At 73.5% G+C, this 15,723-nt stretch carries 16 protein-coding genes; 10 read left to right on the plus strand and 6 right to left on the minus strand.

The window, feature by feature from the left end; all coding sequences use genetic code 11:
- Nucleotides 1-115: 115 nt before the first annotated feature.
- From JK361_RS30795 to JK361_RS30830, 8 genes are all read left to right on the plus strand, one after another.
- The gene (locus tag JK361_RS30795) at nt 116-1,156 is read left to right on the plus strand and encodes a tetratricopeptide repeat protein (protein ID WP_201824421.1); all 1,041 of its coding nucleotides are present in this window, start codon (nt 116-118) and stop codon (nt 1,154-1,156) included.
- Nucleotides 1,153-2,178: a polyprenyl synthetase family protein gene (locus JK361_RS30800; protein WP_201824423.1), complete on the plus strand. Its 1,026-nt coding sequence runs from the start codon at nt 1,153-1,155 to the stop codon at nt 2,176-2,178. The genes JK361_RS30795 and JK361_RS30800 overlap by 4 nt, the downstream gene beginning before the upstream one ends.
- 98 nt (nt 2,179-2,276) lie before the next feature.
- On the plus strand, nt 2,277-3,236 hold the full coding sequence (locus tag JK361_RS30805; protein WP_201824426.1) for a threonine/serine dehydratase family protein: 960 nt from the start codon (nt 2,277-2,279) through the stop codon (nt 3,234-3,236).
- A 144-nt stretch (nt 3,237-3,380) separates the two neighbouring features.
- Complete coding sequence (locus JK361_RS30810; protein ID WP_201824428.1) at nt 3,381-4,961, plus strand: serine/threonine protein kinase; 1,581 nt, start codon at nt 3,381-3,383, stop codon at nt 4,959-4,961.
- Between the two features lie 49 nt (nt 4,962-5,010).
- Complete coding sequence (locus JK361_RS30815; protein WP_201824429.1) at nt 5,011-5,982, plus strand: LLM class F420-dependent oxidoreductase; 972 nt, start codon at nt 5,011-5,013, stop codon at nt 5,980-5,982.
- 251 nt (nt 5,983-6,233) lie between these two features.
- Nucleotides 6,234-6,659: an SsgA family sporulation/cell division regulator gene (locus tag JK361_RS30820; protein ID WP_201824432.1), complete on the plus strand. Its 426-nt coding sequence runs from the start codon at nt 6,234-6,236 to the stop codon at nt 6,657-6,659.
- A 121-nt stretch (nt 6,660-6,780) separates the two neighbouring features.
- A complete protein-coding gene (locus JK361_RS30825) occupies nt 6,781-7,404 on the plus strand; it encodes a DUF2238 domain-containing protein (protein ID WP_201824685.1) in 624 nt (207 codons plus the stop codon).
- A 171-nt stretch (nt 7,405-7,575) separates the two neighbouring features.
- On the plus strand, nt 7,576-7,989 hold the full coding sequence (locus JK361_RS30830; RefSeq protein WP_201824434.1) for a VOC family protein: 414 nt from the start codon (nt 7,576-7,578) through the stop codon (nt 7,987-7,989).
- 83 nt (nt 7,990-8,072) lie between these two features.
- Here the strand turns inward: JK361_RS30830 and JK361_RS30835 are convergent, their stop codons facing one another.
- The 5 genes from JK361_RS30835 to JK361_RS30855 all read right to left on the minus strand — a co-directional run bounded on the left by JK361_RS30835 (nt 8,073) and on the right by JK361_RS30855 (nt 13,431).
- Nucleotides 8,073-8,567 (minus strand): DUF6328 family protein, encoded by a 495-nt coding sequence (locus tag JK361_RS30835; protein WP_201824436.1) that lies wholly within the window; start codon nt 8,565-8,567, stop codon nt 8,073-8,075.
- Nucleotides 8,568-8,619: 52 nt separating this feature from the next.
- Nucleotides 8,620-9,603, minus strand: coding sequence for an aldo/keto reductase (locus tag JK361_RS30840; protein WP_201824438.1), 984 nt, complete (start codon nt 9,601-9,603; stop codon nt 8,620-8,622).
- 12 nt (nt 9,604-9,615) lie between these two features.
- Entirely contained in the window at nt 9,616-10,230 is a 615-nt protein-coding gene (locus JK361_RS30845; RefSeq protein ID WP_201824687.1) for a TetR/AcrR family transcriptional regulator, read from the minus strand.
- Nucleotides 10,231-10,447: 217 nt separating this feature from the next.
- Nucleotides 10,448-11,941, minus strand: coding sequence for an MFS transporter (locus JK361_RS30850; protein WP_201824440.1), 1,494 nt, complete (start codon nt 11,939-11,941; stop codon nt 10,448-10,450).
- 299 nt (nt 11,942-12,240) lie between these two features.
- On the minus strand, nt 12,241-13,431 hold the full coding sequence (locus tag JK361_RS30855) for an FAD-dependent monooxygenase (protein WP_201824442.1): 1,191 nt from the start codon (nt 13,429-13,431) through the stop codon (nt 12,241-12,243).
- A gap of 332 nt (nt 13,432-13,763) precedes the next feature.
- On the opposite strand from JK361_RS30855, the gene melC1 reads away from it, so the two are divergent.
- Nucleotides 13,764-14,150, plus strand: a complete 387-nt coding sequence (gene melC1, locus JK361_RS30860) for an apotyrosinase chaperone MelC1 (protein WP_201824443.1) — start codon at nt 13,764-13,766, stop codon at nt 14,148-14,150.
- A 34-nt stretch (nt 14,151-14,184) separates the two neighbouring features.
- On the plus strand, nt 14,185-15,006 hold the full coding sequence (melC2, locus tag JK361_RS30865; protein WP_201824445.1) for a tyrosinase MelC2: 822 nt from the start codon (nt 14,185-14,187) through the stop codon (nt 15,004-15,006).
- Here the strand turns inward: melC2 and JK361_RS30870 are convergent, their stop codons facing one another.
- On the minus strand, nt 15,007-15,702 hold the full coding sequence (locus JK361_RS30870; RefSeq protein ID WP_201824447.1) for a ribonuclease H family protein: 696 nt from the start codon (nt 15,700-15,702) through the stop codon (nt 15,007-15,009).
- Between the last annotated feature and the right edge of the window lie 21 nt (nt 15,703-15,723).

Below are 15,723 nucleotides of genomic sequence, written 5' to 3' on the forward strand. Positions count from 1 at the left end.
CGGTCGTACCGGCGTCTTGATCGACAACAGACCGGGCCCCGGCCCCTCAGGGCCGGGGCATATTTTCGAGATGCTATACACGGCATGTATACACTCCGTGTATAGAAGGGTACGCATGTACGGCAAGGCTTCCGCCCCGGAGTACCAGGGCGCCCTCACCACCCTGTCCGTGAACTCCTCGCTGGTCGACGTGCTGGCCGAGGGCACCGAGCGGCTGCGCGAGGCCGAGCGCGCCGGGCGACCCGGCGAGGCGGCGCGCTGCGGGCTCGCCGTCGCCGAGGCGCACCGACGGCTCGGCCACGTACAGGACGCCGACCGCGCCTGGAAGGCGAGTTACCGCGCCGCCCGCGAGGCCGGCGACACCGCCGCGATGGCCTGGGCGCTCTGGAGCGGCGGCACGCTGGCCCGGCAGCGCGGGGCGTTCCCGCTGGCCTGGCGGCTGCTGGGACTCGCGGCCGAACTCGGCGAGCGCGGCGGGGACGTCGTCGTCCGCGGCTACTCGCTGGCCGGTCTCGCGGAGACCGGCCGGATCCAGGGCGACTACGCGGCGGTCGGCCGGCTGCACGAGCAGCTGCTGGCCGAGGCACGCAGACGGGGCGAGGCCCGGCACACGGTGTGGGCGCTGGAGGGCATCGCCCAGATGCACCGCAACACGGGCGACCACGACAAGGCCTACGCCCTGTTCGAGGAGGCGGCGGAGATAGCCGGCCGCGCCGACGACCGGCGCGGGCACGCCTGGGCGCTGCGCGGACTCGCGGACGTCCTCTCGGTGCGCGACGGCGCCACCGGGCGGGCGCTGGAGCTGCTGGCCGAGGCGGAGGCGACCTGCCGGGAGATGAACCTCTCCAGCGCCCTCGCCTACAACCACAAGATGCAGGGCAACGTCCTGTACCGCGCGGGCCGTTACGCCGAGGCCCGCGACCGGTACGAGCTGGCCCTCACGGAGTTCCGGACGATGAGCGAACCGCGCGGCGAGGCGCTGTCCCGGCTGGGCCTGGCCAAGTCCCTCGCCCGGCTGGGCCGCGACCGCGCCGAGACCGCGGCCGAACTCGCCGGTCTGGCACGCACACTGGAGCGCAGCGGGCTGCGGCACGCGACGGAGATGGTGGCCCGGGCCCAGCGGGAGTTCGGCCTCGACGCGGAGGTCGTACGGTGACGGCGCTCACCTCGCCGGTGCGGGAGTCCGCCCCGCAGGTCCTCGACCGGTGCCGGGAGCTGGTGCGGCCCCGGCTGCGCGAGGCGGTGGAGCGGCTGCACCCGTGGGTGGCCGAGATGGCCGCGTACTCCTTCGGCTGGTGCGAGGTCGGCGGCGCGCCCGCGGACGCGCCGGGCGGCAAGGGGGTGCGGCAGGCGCTCGCCGTGCTCGGCGCCGAGGCCTCCGGTGCCGACGGGGCGGCCGGTGTCCCGGCGGCGGTCGCGGTGGAGCTGGTGCACGCCTTCTCGCTGCTGCACGACGACATCATGGACGGCGACGCGACCCGGCGCCGCCGCCCCGCCGTGTGGCGGGCGTACGGCACCGGGCCGGCCGTCCTGGCCGGGGACGCCCTGTTCGCGCTGGCGGTGGAAACGCTCGCCGCCGCGCCCGAGGGTCCCGGCGCGGTGCGGCTGCTCTCCTCCGCCCTCGCCGATCTGGTGCGCGGCCAGGCCGACGACCTGCTGTTCACCACCCGGCCCTGGACCGGTCCCGACCGGGTGACACCGCGGGAGTACCGGGCGATGGCGGAGGGCAAGACGGGCGCGCTGCTGGGCTGTGCCGTCGCGCTGGGTGCCACGCTCGGCGGGGCACCGCGCGAGACGGTCGACGCGCTGGACCGGGCCGGGCGGCACCTCGGGGTCGCCTTCCAGCTGGTCGACGACGTGCTCGGCATCTGGGGCGACCCGGCCGTCACCGGCAAGCCCGTGGGCGGCGATCTGCGGGAGCGCAAGAAGACGTTCCCGGTGCTGGCCGCGCTCGGCTCCCCGGCGGCCCGTCAGCTGCCCGCACTGCTCGGCTCCGCGGAGCACGCGGAGGAGGCCGCCGCGCTGATCGAGGCGGCGGGCGGCCGTGCGGCGGCGCTGGCCGAGGCCCGCAGCCGGACGGTCGCCGCGCGCCGGCTGCTCGGCACCGCACCGCTGGCCGCCGGAGCCGCCGGCGAGCTGAGCCGGTTGCTCGACCATCTGGTGGGCCGCGCGCTGTAGCGTCGATCCATGATCCGGAACGGCGTTGACCTCCACCCTCCCGGCAGGCCAAGGTGCGAGCGGCGCGGTTCCCGTCCGCGCCGGGAGGGGGAAACGCCTTGATCGGCATCTCGGACATCGAAGCCGCCGCACGGCGGATCGCCGAGCACGTCGTACGGACACCGACCGTGCCGAGCCCCGGCCTCGGAGCGCTGCTCGGCGTCCCGGTCACCGCCAAGCTCGAACTGCTCCAGCGCACCGGCTCGTTCAAGGCGCGCGGGGCCACGGCGAAACTGCTGTCGCTGAGCGAGGCCGAGCGGGCGGCGGGCGTGGTCGCGGTCAGCGGCGGCAACCACGGGATCGCGCTCGCGGTGATGGCGGCGGCCCTCGACGTGAAGGCCACCGTCGTCATGCCGCGCACCGCGCCCGCGCGCTCCGTCGCGCTCGCCGAGGACGCCGGTGCCTCGGTGCGGCTGACCGACGGCATGGACAGCGCCTTCCGGCTCGTGACGCGGTTGCGGGACGAGGGCCTGACCCTGGTCCACCCCTTCGACGACCCGGTCGTGATCGCCGGACAGGGCACCGTGGGGCTGGAGTTGGCCGAGGACGCCGGGGAGCTGACGGACGTCGTCGTCAGTGTCGGCGGCGGCGGCCTGATCGCCGGCGTCGCGGCGGCCCTGCGCGCCCGCCGCCCGGGGGTGCGCGTGTGGGGGGTGGAGACCGAGGGCGCGGAGGCGATGTCCGGCGCGCTGAGGGCCGGCGGCCCGGTCCCGGTGCCGCTGTCCTCACTCGTCACCACCCTGAGCGCCCCCTCCGTGTCGCAGCTGACGTACGACCACGTGTCCGCGCTCGTCGAGGAGGTCCTGGTGGTCCCGGACCGGGACGCGGTCCAGGGCTGCCTGGACCTCGCCGACCACGCCAAGGTGTGGGCCGAGCCGGCCGCCGGCTGTCTGCTGCCGGCGGCCCGGCAGGTGGCGGCACGGGCCGGTGAGGGCGCCCGGATCGGGCTCGTGGTGTGCGGAGGCAATACGACACCTTCGGAACTCAACGGCTGGGCCGACCGCTTCGGGCTGCTGTGAGCCACGGCGGGCATCCCGAAATCGCAAGCTCCTTCGAACGTTTGAATAAAAGGCAAGAACGGGCTTGAATCTGGGATTCTTTGAACGCTCCCCCGCGGGCCCCGCGTACCTCTGGGAAAGTCGAGGCAGGGGTTTCAGCGAGGGATGACCATGGTCAAGGCGCACGTCTCCGCACACGAGTTGGTCGCCGGACGGTACCGGCTCCTGGAGGTCTTCTCCCGCGAGACGAACCGTCTGTGGTGGTACGCGGAGGACGTGGTGGCGCAGCGGCCCCGTCTGGTGGCGCAGACCGCCCTGCCGGAGCCCACCGCCGAGGACACCGCGCACCGCGCCACGGCGCGGGTCGTCCGCACGTCCGAGACCATGCGGTCGCTGCGCCCGGGTCAGGTCGCCGTGGTCGTCGACGCGGCGGTGGAGGCGGGCACCCTGTGGACGGTGACCGAGTGGATCGAGGCCACACCCCTCGGTGAACTCCTGGCACGGGACGGCTCGTTCGGTCCGGGCCGGGCGGCCCGGCTCGGCCTGGAGCTGCTGGACGTGCTCCAGGCAGCGCACGACGAGGGCATCACGCACGGCGAACTGAGCCCCGGCCAGGTCTTCGTACGGGACGACGGCCCGGTCGTCGTCACGGGATTCGGGCTGGCGGGCGCGACACTCGTGCCGCGGCTCACGGCACCGTCGTACGCCTCACCGGAGCAGGCCCGCGACGAGCGCATCGGTCCGGCCGCCGATCTGTGGGCGCTGGGCGCGCTGCTCTACACGATGGTCGAGGGCCGGCCGCCGTTCCGGGACCGCGGCCGTCCCGAGGCCACGCTGAAGGCGGTGGACCGGCTGCCGCTGCGGACTCCGCTGCGCGCCGGCCCGCTCGCTCAGGCCGTGCAGGGACTGCTGCGCAAGGACCCGCGGGAACGGCTGACCCGGCCGGTGGTCCGCGAGGCGCTGACCCGGGCGCTGAACGAGGACACCGACGCGGACCGGCGGCCGGATGCCGGACCCCGGCTGCGCGGCGCGAGCGCGGGCGTGCGCCGTGCCGTGCCGATGAGGAGCAAACGGGTCATGGCCGCCGGCACCGCGCTGGCCGTGGTCACCGTGGCCGCCGCGGTGCTGGCCGCGACCGGCGCGCTGTCCGGCACGGACCCGGCGGACACGGACACGGCCGGGGCCTCGCCGCGGGCCACCGCGCCGGCCGCCCCCACCGGCCGGCACACCGGCGGCACCGCGCCCACCCCGGCCCCGACCGCCTCGTCCTCCCCCGGCCTGCCGGCCGGTTACCACCGGTACAACGCCCCCGAGGGGTTCTCGGTGGCGCTTCCCGACGGCTGGAAACGGCTGGCCACCGCCCGGGCGACCGACCTCGCCTACCGCGTCACCTTCGGCCGGGGCGGCGACGCGGCCACGCTCGCCGTCACCTACACCGAGCGCGTCGACCGCGACCCGGTCGCCGTCTGGCGGGACGACGTCGAACCGGAGCTGGCGAAGGAGCCGGGCTACCGCCGGGTCGGCACGCTCCGGGCCACCACCTACCAGGGCCGCGAGGCCGCCGACCTGGAGTGGCTGGCGGGCTCCGGCGACGCCCGGGTGCACACCTTCGGACGCGGTTTCCTGCTGGGCGGCCGGCGGGGATTCTCCCTGCGCTTCACCACCCCGGCGGCGGCCTGGGACGACGCGGCCAGCCGGCAGGCCCTTCAGACGTTCCTCCGGACGTTCCAGGTGCCGAAGGACTGACCGGGCCCGCCGCCCGTTTTCCCTCCGTCCAGCCGGGGACTCGCCCGTTATGGTGCAAATCGGATACACGATGATGACCGAGCAGGCCGGCCCCCGGGACCTCGTGGATCACGTGGTGGGAGCCGAGGACGCGGGGTTCGACTTCTCGGTGATCTCGGACCACTACTTCCCGTGGCTGCGCTCCCAGGGACACTCCTCGTACGCGTGGAGCGTGCTGGGCGCCGCCGCCCAGGCCACCTCGCGGATCCCCCTGATGACCTACGTCACCTGCCCCCTCCTGCGGTACCACCCGGCGATCGTGGCCCAGAAGGCGGCCACCGTGCAGTTGTTGTCGCAGGGCAGGTTCCGGCTCGGGCTGGGTGCGGGCGAGAACCTGAACGAGCACGTCGTGGGCGGCGGCTGGCCGCCGGTGGACGTCCGCCACGACATGCTCGAAGAGGCCGTGGAGATCATCCGGGCGCTGTTCGAGGGCGGCCACGTCACCCACCACGGACAGCACTACGACGTGGAGTCGGCCCGGCTGTGGGACCTGCCGGACGAGGCGCCGCCGATCGGCATCGCCGTCTCCGGCGACCAGTCCTGCAAGCTCGCCGGCCGCCTCGCCGACCTGGTGATCGCGACGGAGCCGAAGGCGGGCCTGCTGGAGGCCTTCGACCGGCACGGCGGCAGCGGCAAGCCCCGGGTAGGCCAGCTGCCCGTGTGTTACGACCCGGACCGGGACACGGCCGTCAAGCGCGCCCACTCCCAGTTCCGCTGGTTCGGCCTGGGCTGGAAGGTGAACGCCGAACTGCCGCACCCCGACTCCTTCGAGGCCGCCACCCAGTTCGTGACCGAGGACGACGTCGCCACCTCCATCCCGTGCGGTGACGACCCCGACGCCTTCGTGGAGGCCGTACGGCCCTACGCGGAGGCCGGGTTCGGGGAGATCGCCCTCGTCCAGATCGGCGGCGAGTCTCAGCGGGACTACCTGGACTGGTCGGCGAAGACCCTGCTGCCCGCGCTGCGGGAGGCGTTCGCCTGACACACCTGCGGCACGGCGGCACGGGCTCGCCCGAACCCCTCACGGCGCTGTGACACGGGCTCGCGGCACTGCGGCGCGTGCTCCCGGCGCCGCGGCACAGCCTCGCCGCCTCTGCGGCACAGCCTCGCCGCAATCGGCGGCTGCCTGGCCGCGCTGCGCCGAGTCGGCGGGAATCAGTCGCACGGGTGAGCATCCCGGCGGCTGCCGGGGTACTAGAGGGCCCTACAGCGATTGTTGCCGGAGGCCCCCGCGTGAATTCGTTCGTGCACAAGACCCTGGTGGTGCAGCTCCTCGCGCCCGGCACCGGACGGTGTCCGGTGCTGGTCCATCTCGGCTACGACGCCGACGACCCGTTCGCCGTCACCGCCGTCTTCGCCCACGACGGCCATGTGCTGGCCTCCTGGCGGCTGGACCGGGAGATGCTCTCCGCCGGTCTGTCCGGGCCGGTCGGCGTGGGTGACGTGCGGCTGCGGCCGGCCGGCACCGGACCCTGGCAGGAGCTGCGCATGGAGTTCCTCGGGGACGCCCGGCCGGGCGGCGGCCGGCACCACGCGGTGGTGCTCGTCTGGGCGCCCGCTATCGCGGCGTTCCTGCTCGAGACCCACCAGGTCGTCCCGCCGGGGCAGGAGCGCGTGCCGGTGGACGAGCTGCTGGCGGAGATCCTCTCCACGGGCTGAGTAGCCGTACTCATGCCCGCGGAGCCGGCCCGGCGCCACGATGGGGCCCTACGACGCCCTTGAGGCAAGGAGCCCCGCCGTGACCGCAGTGCACCCCGCCCCGCTCCGCACGCCGCGCCGCGTGCCGCCCGCCCTCTTCGCCGGCGTGGTGGCCGTGGGGCTGGCCGTGTCGGCGTGGGGCGCACGCGACCGCACCACCTGGTTCCTGGAGACGGTGTGGGCGCTGGCGGGCCTGCCCCTGGTGGTGCTGGCCTGGCGGCGCTTCCCGCTGACGGGGCTGCTCTGCGCGCTGCTGACCGTGCACGCGCTGGTCCTCGCGCTCGGCGGGCACTACACCTACGCGCAGGTCCCGCTGGGCGACTGGGCGCGCGACACGTTCGGCCTTGACCGCAATCCGTACGACCGTTTCGGGCACCTGATGCAGGGCTTCGTGCCGGCGGTGCTGGTCCGTGAACTGCTCAGCCGTACCTCGCCGTTGCGCGGCAGCCGCTGGCTGGCGCCGCTCACCGTGTGCGCCTGTCTGGCCTTCAGCGCCTGCTTCGAGCTGCTGGAGTGGCTGGCGGCCGAGATCGGCGGGCACGGCGCGGACGCCTTCCTCGCCACCCAGGGGGATGTGTGGGACACGCAGTGGGACATGTTCTGCGCGCTGATCGGTGCGGTGCTGTCCCTGCTGCTGCTCAGCCGGGTGCACGACCGTCAGCTGCGCGCCCTGGCGGGCGTTGCCGACACGGACCGAGATGGGTAATGTCGTCCGGGTGACTGCCGGGTCGGCCATGGGCCATACACGAGTGAGGGTCCCGGCCTCGGCGTGAGCGCGAGGCGGGCGAGAAGCCCGCCGTCGTCCCCGAGTTCCTGCCCCCGCGCCCGCGAAGGCGCCCCTCCAGCAGACCTCACGAACCGGAGACACACCCCACTCATGCAGACCTTCCCGCAGCACGCCCCGACGACCGCCGTCCGGCTCGACCACACCGCCGTCCTCGCCCGGGACCGGCGGCTGTCGGCGGAATTCCTCGCCGCCGTCCTCGGACTGACGGTCGGCGCCCCGTTCGGACCGTTCCTGCCCGTCGACCTCGGCAACGGCGTGACGCTCGACTACTACGAACAGCGCGAGGAACCCATACAGTCGCAGCACTACGCGTTCCTCGTGCCCGAGGAGCAGTTCGACACCATGATCGCCCGGCTGGAAGCGCTCGACGTCACGTACTACGCCGACCCGCACCACGGCGAGCCGGGCCGGATCAACCGGCTCTTCGGCGGCCGCGGCGCGTACTTCACCGACCCGTCCGGCCACAACATGGAAATCCTGACCCGCCCGTACGTCCGCCCCTAGACCCTGCCGACGGGCGGCCGCGGGACCCGGCACGGGGCGTCTCCTGCCGGGCTCGCTCGGCCGGGCGGGTCCGGGAGGACGGTCTAGCCACCCGACCGGGTCGTGTGCCTGCGGCGGGCCCACAGGGGCAGGCCGTACCAGCACACGAGGTACCAGGCGACGACGGCCGACACCAGATACGGCACATAGCCGTCGTGCGTGGCCACCCTGAGGATCAGCAGCAGCGACGACGTCATCGTGGCCAGCAGCAGGACCAGACCGACGAAGGTCATCCGGGAGGCGAGCCGCACCGCCTGCGGCTTGACCCGGCGGCCGGAGACCAGCCGGTGCAGGGACACCGGCCCGATGAGGGCGCCGGTCGCACAGGCGCCCAGGACGACGGTCACGATGTAGATGGCCTGGTCGGTGGTGGTGAGCCGGCCGTACTTCGGCTGGAAGACGACGGTCAGCAGGAAGCCGAACAGGATCTGCACGCCCGTCTGGGCCACCCTGACCTCCTGGATCAGCTCGCCCCACATCCGGTCGGCCCGTTCTTCCTCGGACTCGTTGCGCCCCCTGCGCCGCCCTTCCTCCGTCATGCGGTGCGTGTAACCGCCCGGCCGTTCGTTCAAACGGTCGGCGGTCGCCCGCTCACCAGCGGTGCTCGACCTGGTCCTTGATCCGGCGGTCGTACAGCTCCCGGATCGCGGTGAAGGTCTCCTCCGGCAGCGGCGGCAGCTTGGCCGCGGCGGCGTTGGCACGGGCCTGCTCCGGACCGCGGGCGCCGGGGATCACCGTGGTCACCCCGTCCTGCTCGATGATCCAGCGCAGCGCCAGCTGGGCCGGGGTGTACCCCTCGGGGGCGAGCGCGGCGAACTCGGCGGCGGCCTCGACACCCGTGCCGTAGTCGACGCCGGAGAAGGTCTCGCCCTGGTCGAAGGCCTCGCCGTGCCGGTTGAAGGTGCGGTGGTCGTCGGCCGCGAACACCGTGTCCCTGGTGTACTTGCCGGACAGCAGCCCGGAGGCCAGCGGCACCCGCGCGATGATGCCGACACCGGCCTCACGGGCGGCGGGCAGCACCTCGTAGAGGGGCTTCATGCGGAACGGGTTCAGGATGATCTGCACGCTGGCCACGTGGGGGCGGGCGATCGCGGTGAGCGCCTGGGCGCAGGTCTCCACGCTCACCCCGTACGCGGCGGCCCGCTGCTCCTCGACCAGGGTGTCCAGGGCGTCGAACACCGCGTCCGAGGAGTAGACCGGGGTGGGCGGGCAGTGCAGCTGCACCAGGTCGATGCGGTCGACGCCGAGGTTGCGGCGCGAGCGGTCGTTCCACTCGCGGAAGTTGTCCAGGACGTAGTTCTCGGGGATCTGTTCGACCCGGCGGCCCATCTTGGTGGCCACGAGCACGTGCAGATCGGGACGGCCGCGCAGGAACGAGGCGATGGTCTCCTCGCTGCGCCCGTCGCCGTACACGTCGGCCGTGTCGAAGAAGGTGACCCCGGCCTCCGCCGCCGTCTCCAGGACGGACAGGGCCACCTTGTCGTCGACGTCGCCCCAGTCGGCGCCCAGCTGCCAGGTGCCGAGACCGACGACCGATGCCCACTGACCCGACCTGCCGATTACACGTTCGTCCATGGCGCCAGTCTGTCATCCGGAACCGGTGGCCGTGGGCCCGCCGGGCGTCAGCTGGGCCTGTACGACGGGCCCGTAGCGGTCGGCGACCGCGTCGGCGTCGGTGCCGCGCAGGTGCGGGCCGCGGGCGACGCCGTACATCACGCCGAGGCCGACGACGGCGGCGACCGCGAGTTCGGCGCGCAGGCCGGCGTCGGGGCCGGTGAGCCGGGCGGCGAGACGTTCGGTCACCTGGGTGCGGAAGTTGGCGCGCAGCACGTCACCGTGGTCGCCGTGCAGCGGGGCGAACGCGATGCGCAGCAACGGGTCGGTGCCCTGGTCTCGCTGGCTGCACAGCACGTGCCGGACCATGTGCCGGCCGAGGTCGTCCAGCGGGGCGTCGAGCAGGTCGTCGGCGTCGGTTTCGAAGGACATCACCCGGGCGAAGAGGGCGTCCTTGTTGCCGAAGTACTTCAGGATCAGCGGCGGGCTGACACCGGCCCGGTCGGCGACGGCCTTGAGGGTGATGTCGGCTTGCGCGTGCCGGGCCAGCAGGAAGCGGACAGCCTTGAGGATGGCGGCCTTGGTGGCCTCGGCGTCCCGGCGTGCGGGTGCGGGCGCCTGACCGGGTTGCGTGGTCATGCTCCTCATCCTCCCCGCGTCGTCGCCATGGCCCTCACCGACCCCCGTCACCGTGGTCACCATGGTCCTCCCGGACCCCCGTCACCGTGGTCCTCCCAGGCCCTCCCGGGTCCTGGTCCTCACGGACCCTCCCCGGTCTTGGTCCTCCCGGACCCTGCGTGCCGCGGTTCTCACGGACCCTCGTGGCCATGGTCCTCGGTCGGGTTCCCTCTCGGCGCCGGGGCCCTCATGCCCCCTCTATCGCCTCGTCGCGTGCGCCGCGGGTGGCGCCCCGGGCCCGCCGGGTGGTCCCGGCGCCGCCGTCGGCCGGGATGCACAGGGCCGCCGCGCAGGCCGCGAGGGCGATGACGCCCGCCATGGCGAAGGCGAGCCGGTAGCCGTGCAGTGTGGGCACGGGAACCCCGCCGAGGGGGCTGCTGTGGTGGACGAGGACGGCGGCCACGGCCGCACTGGAGACGGCCTGGCCGATGGTGCGCATGAGGACGTTGACGCCGTTGGCGGAGGCGGTCTGGGCGGCCGGGACGGCGCGCAGGATCAGCGTGGGCAGCGCCGAGTAGGCGAGCGTGGTGCCGGTCGTCACCACGGAGGCGCCCAGGATGATCATCCACAGATCGCGGCTGTCGGCGATGCGCAGCGCGTACCCGCAGGCGATGACGGCCGCGCCCAGCGCCAGCGTGATCCGCGGGCCGCGCGCGGCCGAGATACGGGCCGACAGCGGGGAGAACAGCAGCATGGTGACGCCGCCGGGCAGCAGGCAGAGCCCGCTGTCGACGATGGACAGGCCGAGGCCGTAACCGGTGGACTTCGGCGCCTGCACCAGCTGGGCGGTGACCAGGGAGTTGGCGTAGAAGGCGAACCCGGCCAGCAGGCCCGCCACGTGGGACAGGCCGACGCGCGGCCGGCTGACCAGCCGCAGGTCGACCAGCGGATGCGGGGTGCGCAACTGCTGCCACCACCAGAGGGCGAGGACGACGACGGCGCCGAGGAACAGCCCGAGGACCCGTGCGCTCCCCCAGCCCCAGGTACCGCCCTGGGAGACGCCGAGCAGGAGGCAGACCAGCCCGGCGGCGAGACCGAGCGCGCCGAGGACGTCGAACCGTCCGGGCTCCCGGACCGGCGACTCCTTCACCGCCCACCAGGTCGCCGCGCCACCCGCCGCGCCGAGGGCGCTGGTCAGCCAGAACATGGTGTGCCAGTCGGCGTACTGCACGACCAGCGCGGCGAGCGGCAGGCCGAGCGCGGCGCCGATGCCGACGGTGGAACTCATCAGTGCCACCGCGGAGCCCCGGCGCTCCGGCGGGAGTTCGTCGCGCAGGATGCTGATGGAGAGGGGGACGACGGAGGCGGCGGCGCCCTGGAGGGCGCGGGCGGCGATGAGCACGCCGATGTCGGAGGAGAGCGCGCACATGACGGAGCCGACGGTCATCAGGGCGAGCGCGGCGATGAGGACCCGGCGCTTGCCGTACATGTCGCCGGCCCGGCCGAGCACCGGGGTGAGGACGGCGCCGGAGAGCAGGGTCGCGGTGACGGTCCAGGAGACGGCGGCGGCCGACGCTCCGGTGAGCCGGGGCAGGTCGGGCAGCAGGGGCACGACCACGGTCTGCGTGACCGCCATGAGGATGCCGCCCGACGCCAGCACCGGGATGGTGAGCCGGTCGCGCAGGCGGGGCGCCGGCGTTCCGGTGCCGGGCGGCGGGGATGTCAGGGCTGGCTGGTCCATCGGCGCTCCTGCGGACGGCACGGATACGAGGTGAATATCAATTCACCTTATCCAGTGAATGACCATTCACCAACCGGCGCCGGGAGCACGGGGTGACGGCTCAGGCCGGGTTCTGTTCCAGGACGGCCGGGCAGCTGTGCATGAAGGGGTCGCGGACGCCGTCGGAGGGCGGGCGCGAAGGGATCGGCGGTCGGCCCGCGGCCCGGTCGCCCGGCGCCGACGGCATCGGCATCGGCTCGTGCGGCCTGCCCTTGGAGCCGGCGTGGCGCAGGGACCTGACGGCTGGTGCGGGCAACGGGCTAGCGCCGGCGGGCGTGCAGGGCGCGGGCCGCGCGGGGGCCGAGCCAGCGCTTGAACCTGCGCAGCGGTTCCAGCTGGCCGGCCGCCTTGTCCAGGCCGTAGTACAGCTGCGGCGGGACGTACGGCAGCAGCGGCGAGTGGCGCTGGCCGAGCAGGGCGAACATCCGGTGCGGCGGCAGGTGGATGTAGCGGGGCAGGCTCTCGTACCACTGGGCGCTGTAGCGGGCCGCGCTCTGGACGGACAGCAGCTCGGCCTGGCGCCGGCGCTCGTAGGCGGCGAGGGCCTCGGGCAGGCCGGCGTGCTCGCGCAGGGCACCGGCGAGGCACATGGCGTCCTCCAGGGCGAGGGTGGTGCCGGCGCCGATGGAGTAGTGGGTGGTGTGCGCGGCGTCGCCGAGCAGGACCAGGTTGCGGTGGTGCCAGGTGCGGTTGGTGAGGGTGCGGAAGTTCTGCCAGGAGGCGCCGGGGCGGGCGATGAGAGGGTGGCCGTCGAGGACGCCGGCGAAGAGCTTCTCCAGCAGGGCGAGGCTCTCCCCCTCGTCGGCCCGGTCCAGGCCGAGGCCGGTGAACGTCTGCGCGGAGCACTCGACGACGCAGGTGCTGTGGTCGCCGCTGTAGCCGTAGCCGTAGGCCCAGATCCAGCCATGCGCGGTCTCGGTGAAGGCGAAGGTGAAGGCGTCGAAGACCTTGGTGGTGCCGAGCCAGATGTAGTGGTTGCGGCCGGCGGTGATCCGGGTGCCGAAGTGGCCGGCCCGGCCGGTGCGCAGGGTGCTGTGCACACCGTCGGCGGCGACGACCAGGTCCGCTCCGGCGGGCGGTTTTGTGAGTTCGCTCTCGAACTCCACCCGGACACCGAGGGCGCGGGCGCGGCCGGCGAGCAGGCCGAGCAGCCGGTGCCGGCCGATCCCGAAGCCCTCGTCGCCGTGGTGGCGGGTGGTCAGGTCCCCCACGTGGGCGACGCCGTCGCTCCAGCGGACGGAGTGGGTCTCGATCAGGTGCGCCGACTCGGGGTCGTACGCCTGGAGCCTGTCGAGGAGGCCGCGCCAGTACGTCACACCCCAGCCGTAGGTGGAGCCCTCGGGGCTGCGTTCGTGGACGGTGACGTCGTGGGACGGGTCCTGCCGCTTGAGCAGGATGGCGAGGCAGAGGCCGGCGGGCCCGCCTCCGACACAGACGACCTTCACGCGCACACCCCTGACAGTCACCTTACGTGGTCGATCCGCACCGGAGAGTAGCAGCACGGCGGACCGCCCGATCGCGTCAGTCTGCCGCGGTGAGCCGCGCCACTCGGACGGGCGGCCGCCGGAAAGGATGACGTGAACCGGGGCGCCCCGGGCAAGGAATTCCCCGTTCCGGACAGGATCCGCCCACCGTCACAGCAAGATCATCTTTGTTCAACTCTGTATGACTTGTGGTTAATTGTCCGGATCATAGCCAACCCGTTCCGGGCGATTTCTTCCGCTCCGGGACATCCCGATAGGCATGCGTCGTCACCACTGGATCACCCTTATGGAGGACCCGCATGCCCGACATCACCCGGCGCCGCGCGCTCACCGCGGCAGCCGCCGTCGCCGCGACGGCCTCGGCCGTCGCCCTCGCCGGCCCCGCCGCGTCGGCCGCGCCGGCCGCCGGCCATCACGACCACACCGCGCCGGGATCGTTCGACGAGGTCTACAAGGGCCGCCGAATACAGGGCGGCCCGGCGAGCGGCGGCGGACACCACCACGAACACGGCGGTGGCTACGAGGTGTTGGTCGACGGCGTGCAGCTGCACGTGATGCGCAACGCCGACGGCACCTGGATCAGCGTCGTCAGCCACTACGACCCGGTGGCCACCCCGCGCGCCGCCGCCCGTGCCGCGGTGGACGAACTGCAGGGCGCGCCGCTGCTGCCGTTCCCCGCCAACTGACCGCCCACGCACGACTTCCGGAGCACCGCGCACCATGACCGTACGCAAGAACCAGGCCACCCTGACCTCCGACGAGAAGCGCCGGTTCGTCGCCGCCCTCCTCGAACTCAAGCGCAACGGGCGTTACGACGAGTTCGTCCGCACGCACAACCAGTTCATCATGGCGGACACCGACAGCGGCGAGCGGACCGGCCACCGCTCCCCCTCCTTCCTGCCCTGGCACCGCAGATTCCTGCTGGACTTCGAGCAGGCGCTCCAGTCCGTGGACTCCTCCGTCACGCTGCCCTACTGGGACTGGAGCACCGACCGCACGGTGCGTGCCTCGCTGTGGGCGCCGGACTTCCTCGGCGGCACCGGGCGCAGCAGCGACGGCCGGGTGATGGACGGCCCGTTCGCCGCGTCCGCCGGCAACTGGCCGATCAACGTGCGCGTCGACGGCCGTACGTTCCTGCGCCGCTCGCTCGGCACGAGCGTGCGCGAACTGCCGACGCCCGCCGAGGTGGACTCGGTGCTGTCGATGGCGACGTACGACATGGCGCCCTACAACAGCGCCTCGGACGGCTTCCGCAACCACCTGGAGGGCTGGCGCGGGGTCAACCTGCACAACCGCGTGCACGTCTGGGTCGGCGGGCAGATGGCCACCGGTGTGTCCCCCAACGACCCGGTGTTCTGGCTGCACCACGCCTACATCGACAAGCTGTGGGCGGAGTGGCAGCGCCGGCACCCGGGCGCCGGCTATGTGCCGACGGCCGGCACGCCGGACGTGGTGGACCTGAACGACACGATGAAGCCATGGAACGACGTGCGCCCGGCGGACCTGCTGGACCACACCAAGCACTACACCTTCGACGTCTGATCAGACCTCGGCGGTACGGCACTCCGGGTGGCCCCAGCCCTGCGCGTTCTTGGCGATCTTCTCGCCGGCCGCGTAGGACCGGCCGCACGGGCAGCGGCCGGGGAACTTCGCCTTGATGGTGCGGGAGGACGCGCCGCCGCCGGTGCGGCGGGGCGCCTTCCCGCGCGGCGCCCCGGCCGCCTTCGGCGTGTCCGGCGACGGCGGGGGCACCGGCGAGCCGAGCGCGCTGCCGGCCGGCTCCTGGACGGAGGCCGCCTGGCTGGCCGCGCGGTCGGCGAAGTCGTTCAGCGGGTCGCCGTCGACCTGGTGGGCGGGAACGTAGCGGAACTCGACCGTCCGGCCGTCGAGCAGCTCGTCGATGCGGACCACCAGGTCCTGGTTGGCGACGGGCTTGCCGGCGGACGTCTTCCAGCCGTTGCGCTTCCAGCCGGGCAGCCAGGTGGTGACGGCCTTCATCGCGTACTGGGAGTCCATCCGGATCTCCAGCGGCACGTCCGGGGCGACGGCCGCAAGGAGCCGCTCCAGCGCCGTCAGTTCGGCGACGTTGTTCGTGGCCCGGCCGAGCGGGCCGGCCTCCCAGCGGGCGGGCGTCCGCTCGTCGTCCGAGACCACCCACGCCCATCCGGCCGGTCCGGGGTTTCCCTTCGAAGCCCCGTCGCACGCGGCCACCACACGTTCACGCATGCGCTCGATCATGCCATGGCCACGGGAAGCGCT

Source organism: Streptomyces musisoli, from assembly GCF_016741855.1.
Lineage (GTDB): Bacteria > Actinomycetota > Actinomycetes > Streptomycetales > Streptomycetaceae > Streptomyces > Streptomyces musisoli.

What these genes read in the sequence shown, in the direction of transcription:
- JK361_RS30795 (WP_201824421.1), top strand. Translation starts at nt 116, where the DNA reads ATGTACGGCAAGGCTTCCGCCCCGGAGTACCAGGGCGCCCTCACCACC.
- JK361_RS30810 (WP_201824428.1), top strand. Translation starts at nt 3,381, where the DNA reads ATGACCATGGTCAAGGCGCACGTCTCCGCACACGAGTTGGTCGCCGGA.
- JK361_RS30815 (WP_201824429.1), top strand. Translation starts at nt 5,011, where the DNA reads ATGGTGCAAATCGGATACACGATGATGACCGAGCAGGCCGGCCCCCGG.
- JK361_RS30830 (WP_201824434.1), top strand. Translation starts at nt 7,576, where the DNA reads ATGCAGACCTTCCCGCAGCACGCCCCGACGACCGCCGTCCGGCTCGAC.
- JK361_RS30835 (WP_201824436.1), bottom strand. Translation starts at nt 8,567, where the DNA reads ATGACGGAGGAAGGGCGGCGCAGGGGGCGCAACGAGTCCGAGGAAGAA.
- JK361_RS30840 (WP_201824438.1), bottom strand. Translation starts at nt 9,603, where the DNA reads ATGGACGAACGTGTAATCGGCAGGTCGGGTCAGTGGGCATCGGTCGTC.
- JK361_RS30845 (WP_201824687.1), bottom strand. Translation starts at nt 10,230, where the DNA reads ATGAGGAGCATGACCACGCAACCCGGTCAGGCGCCCGCACCCGCACGC.
- JK361_RS30850 (WP_201824440.1), bottom strand. Translation starts at nt 11,941, where the DNA reads ATGGACCAGCCAGCCCTGACATCCCCGCCGCCCGGCACCGGAACGCCG.
- melC1 (WP_201824443.1), top strand. Translation starts at nt 13,764, where the DNA reads ATGCCCGACATCACCCGGCGCCGCGCGCTCACCGCGGCAGCCGCCGTC.
- melC2 (WP_201824445.1), top strand. Translation starts at nt 14,185, where the DNA reads ATGACCGTACGCAAGAACCAGGCCACCCTGACCTCCGACGAGAAGCGC.
- JK361_RS30870 (WP_201824447.1), bottom strand. Translation starts at nt 15,702, where the DNA reads ATGATCGAGCGCATGCGTGAACGTGTGGTGGCCGCGTGCGACGGGGCT.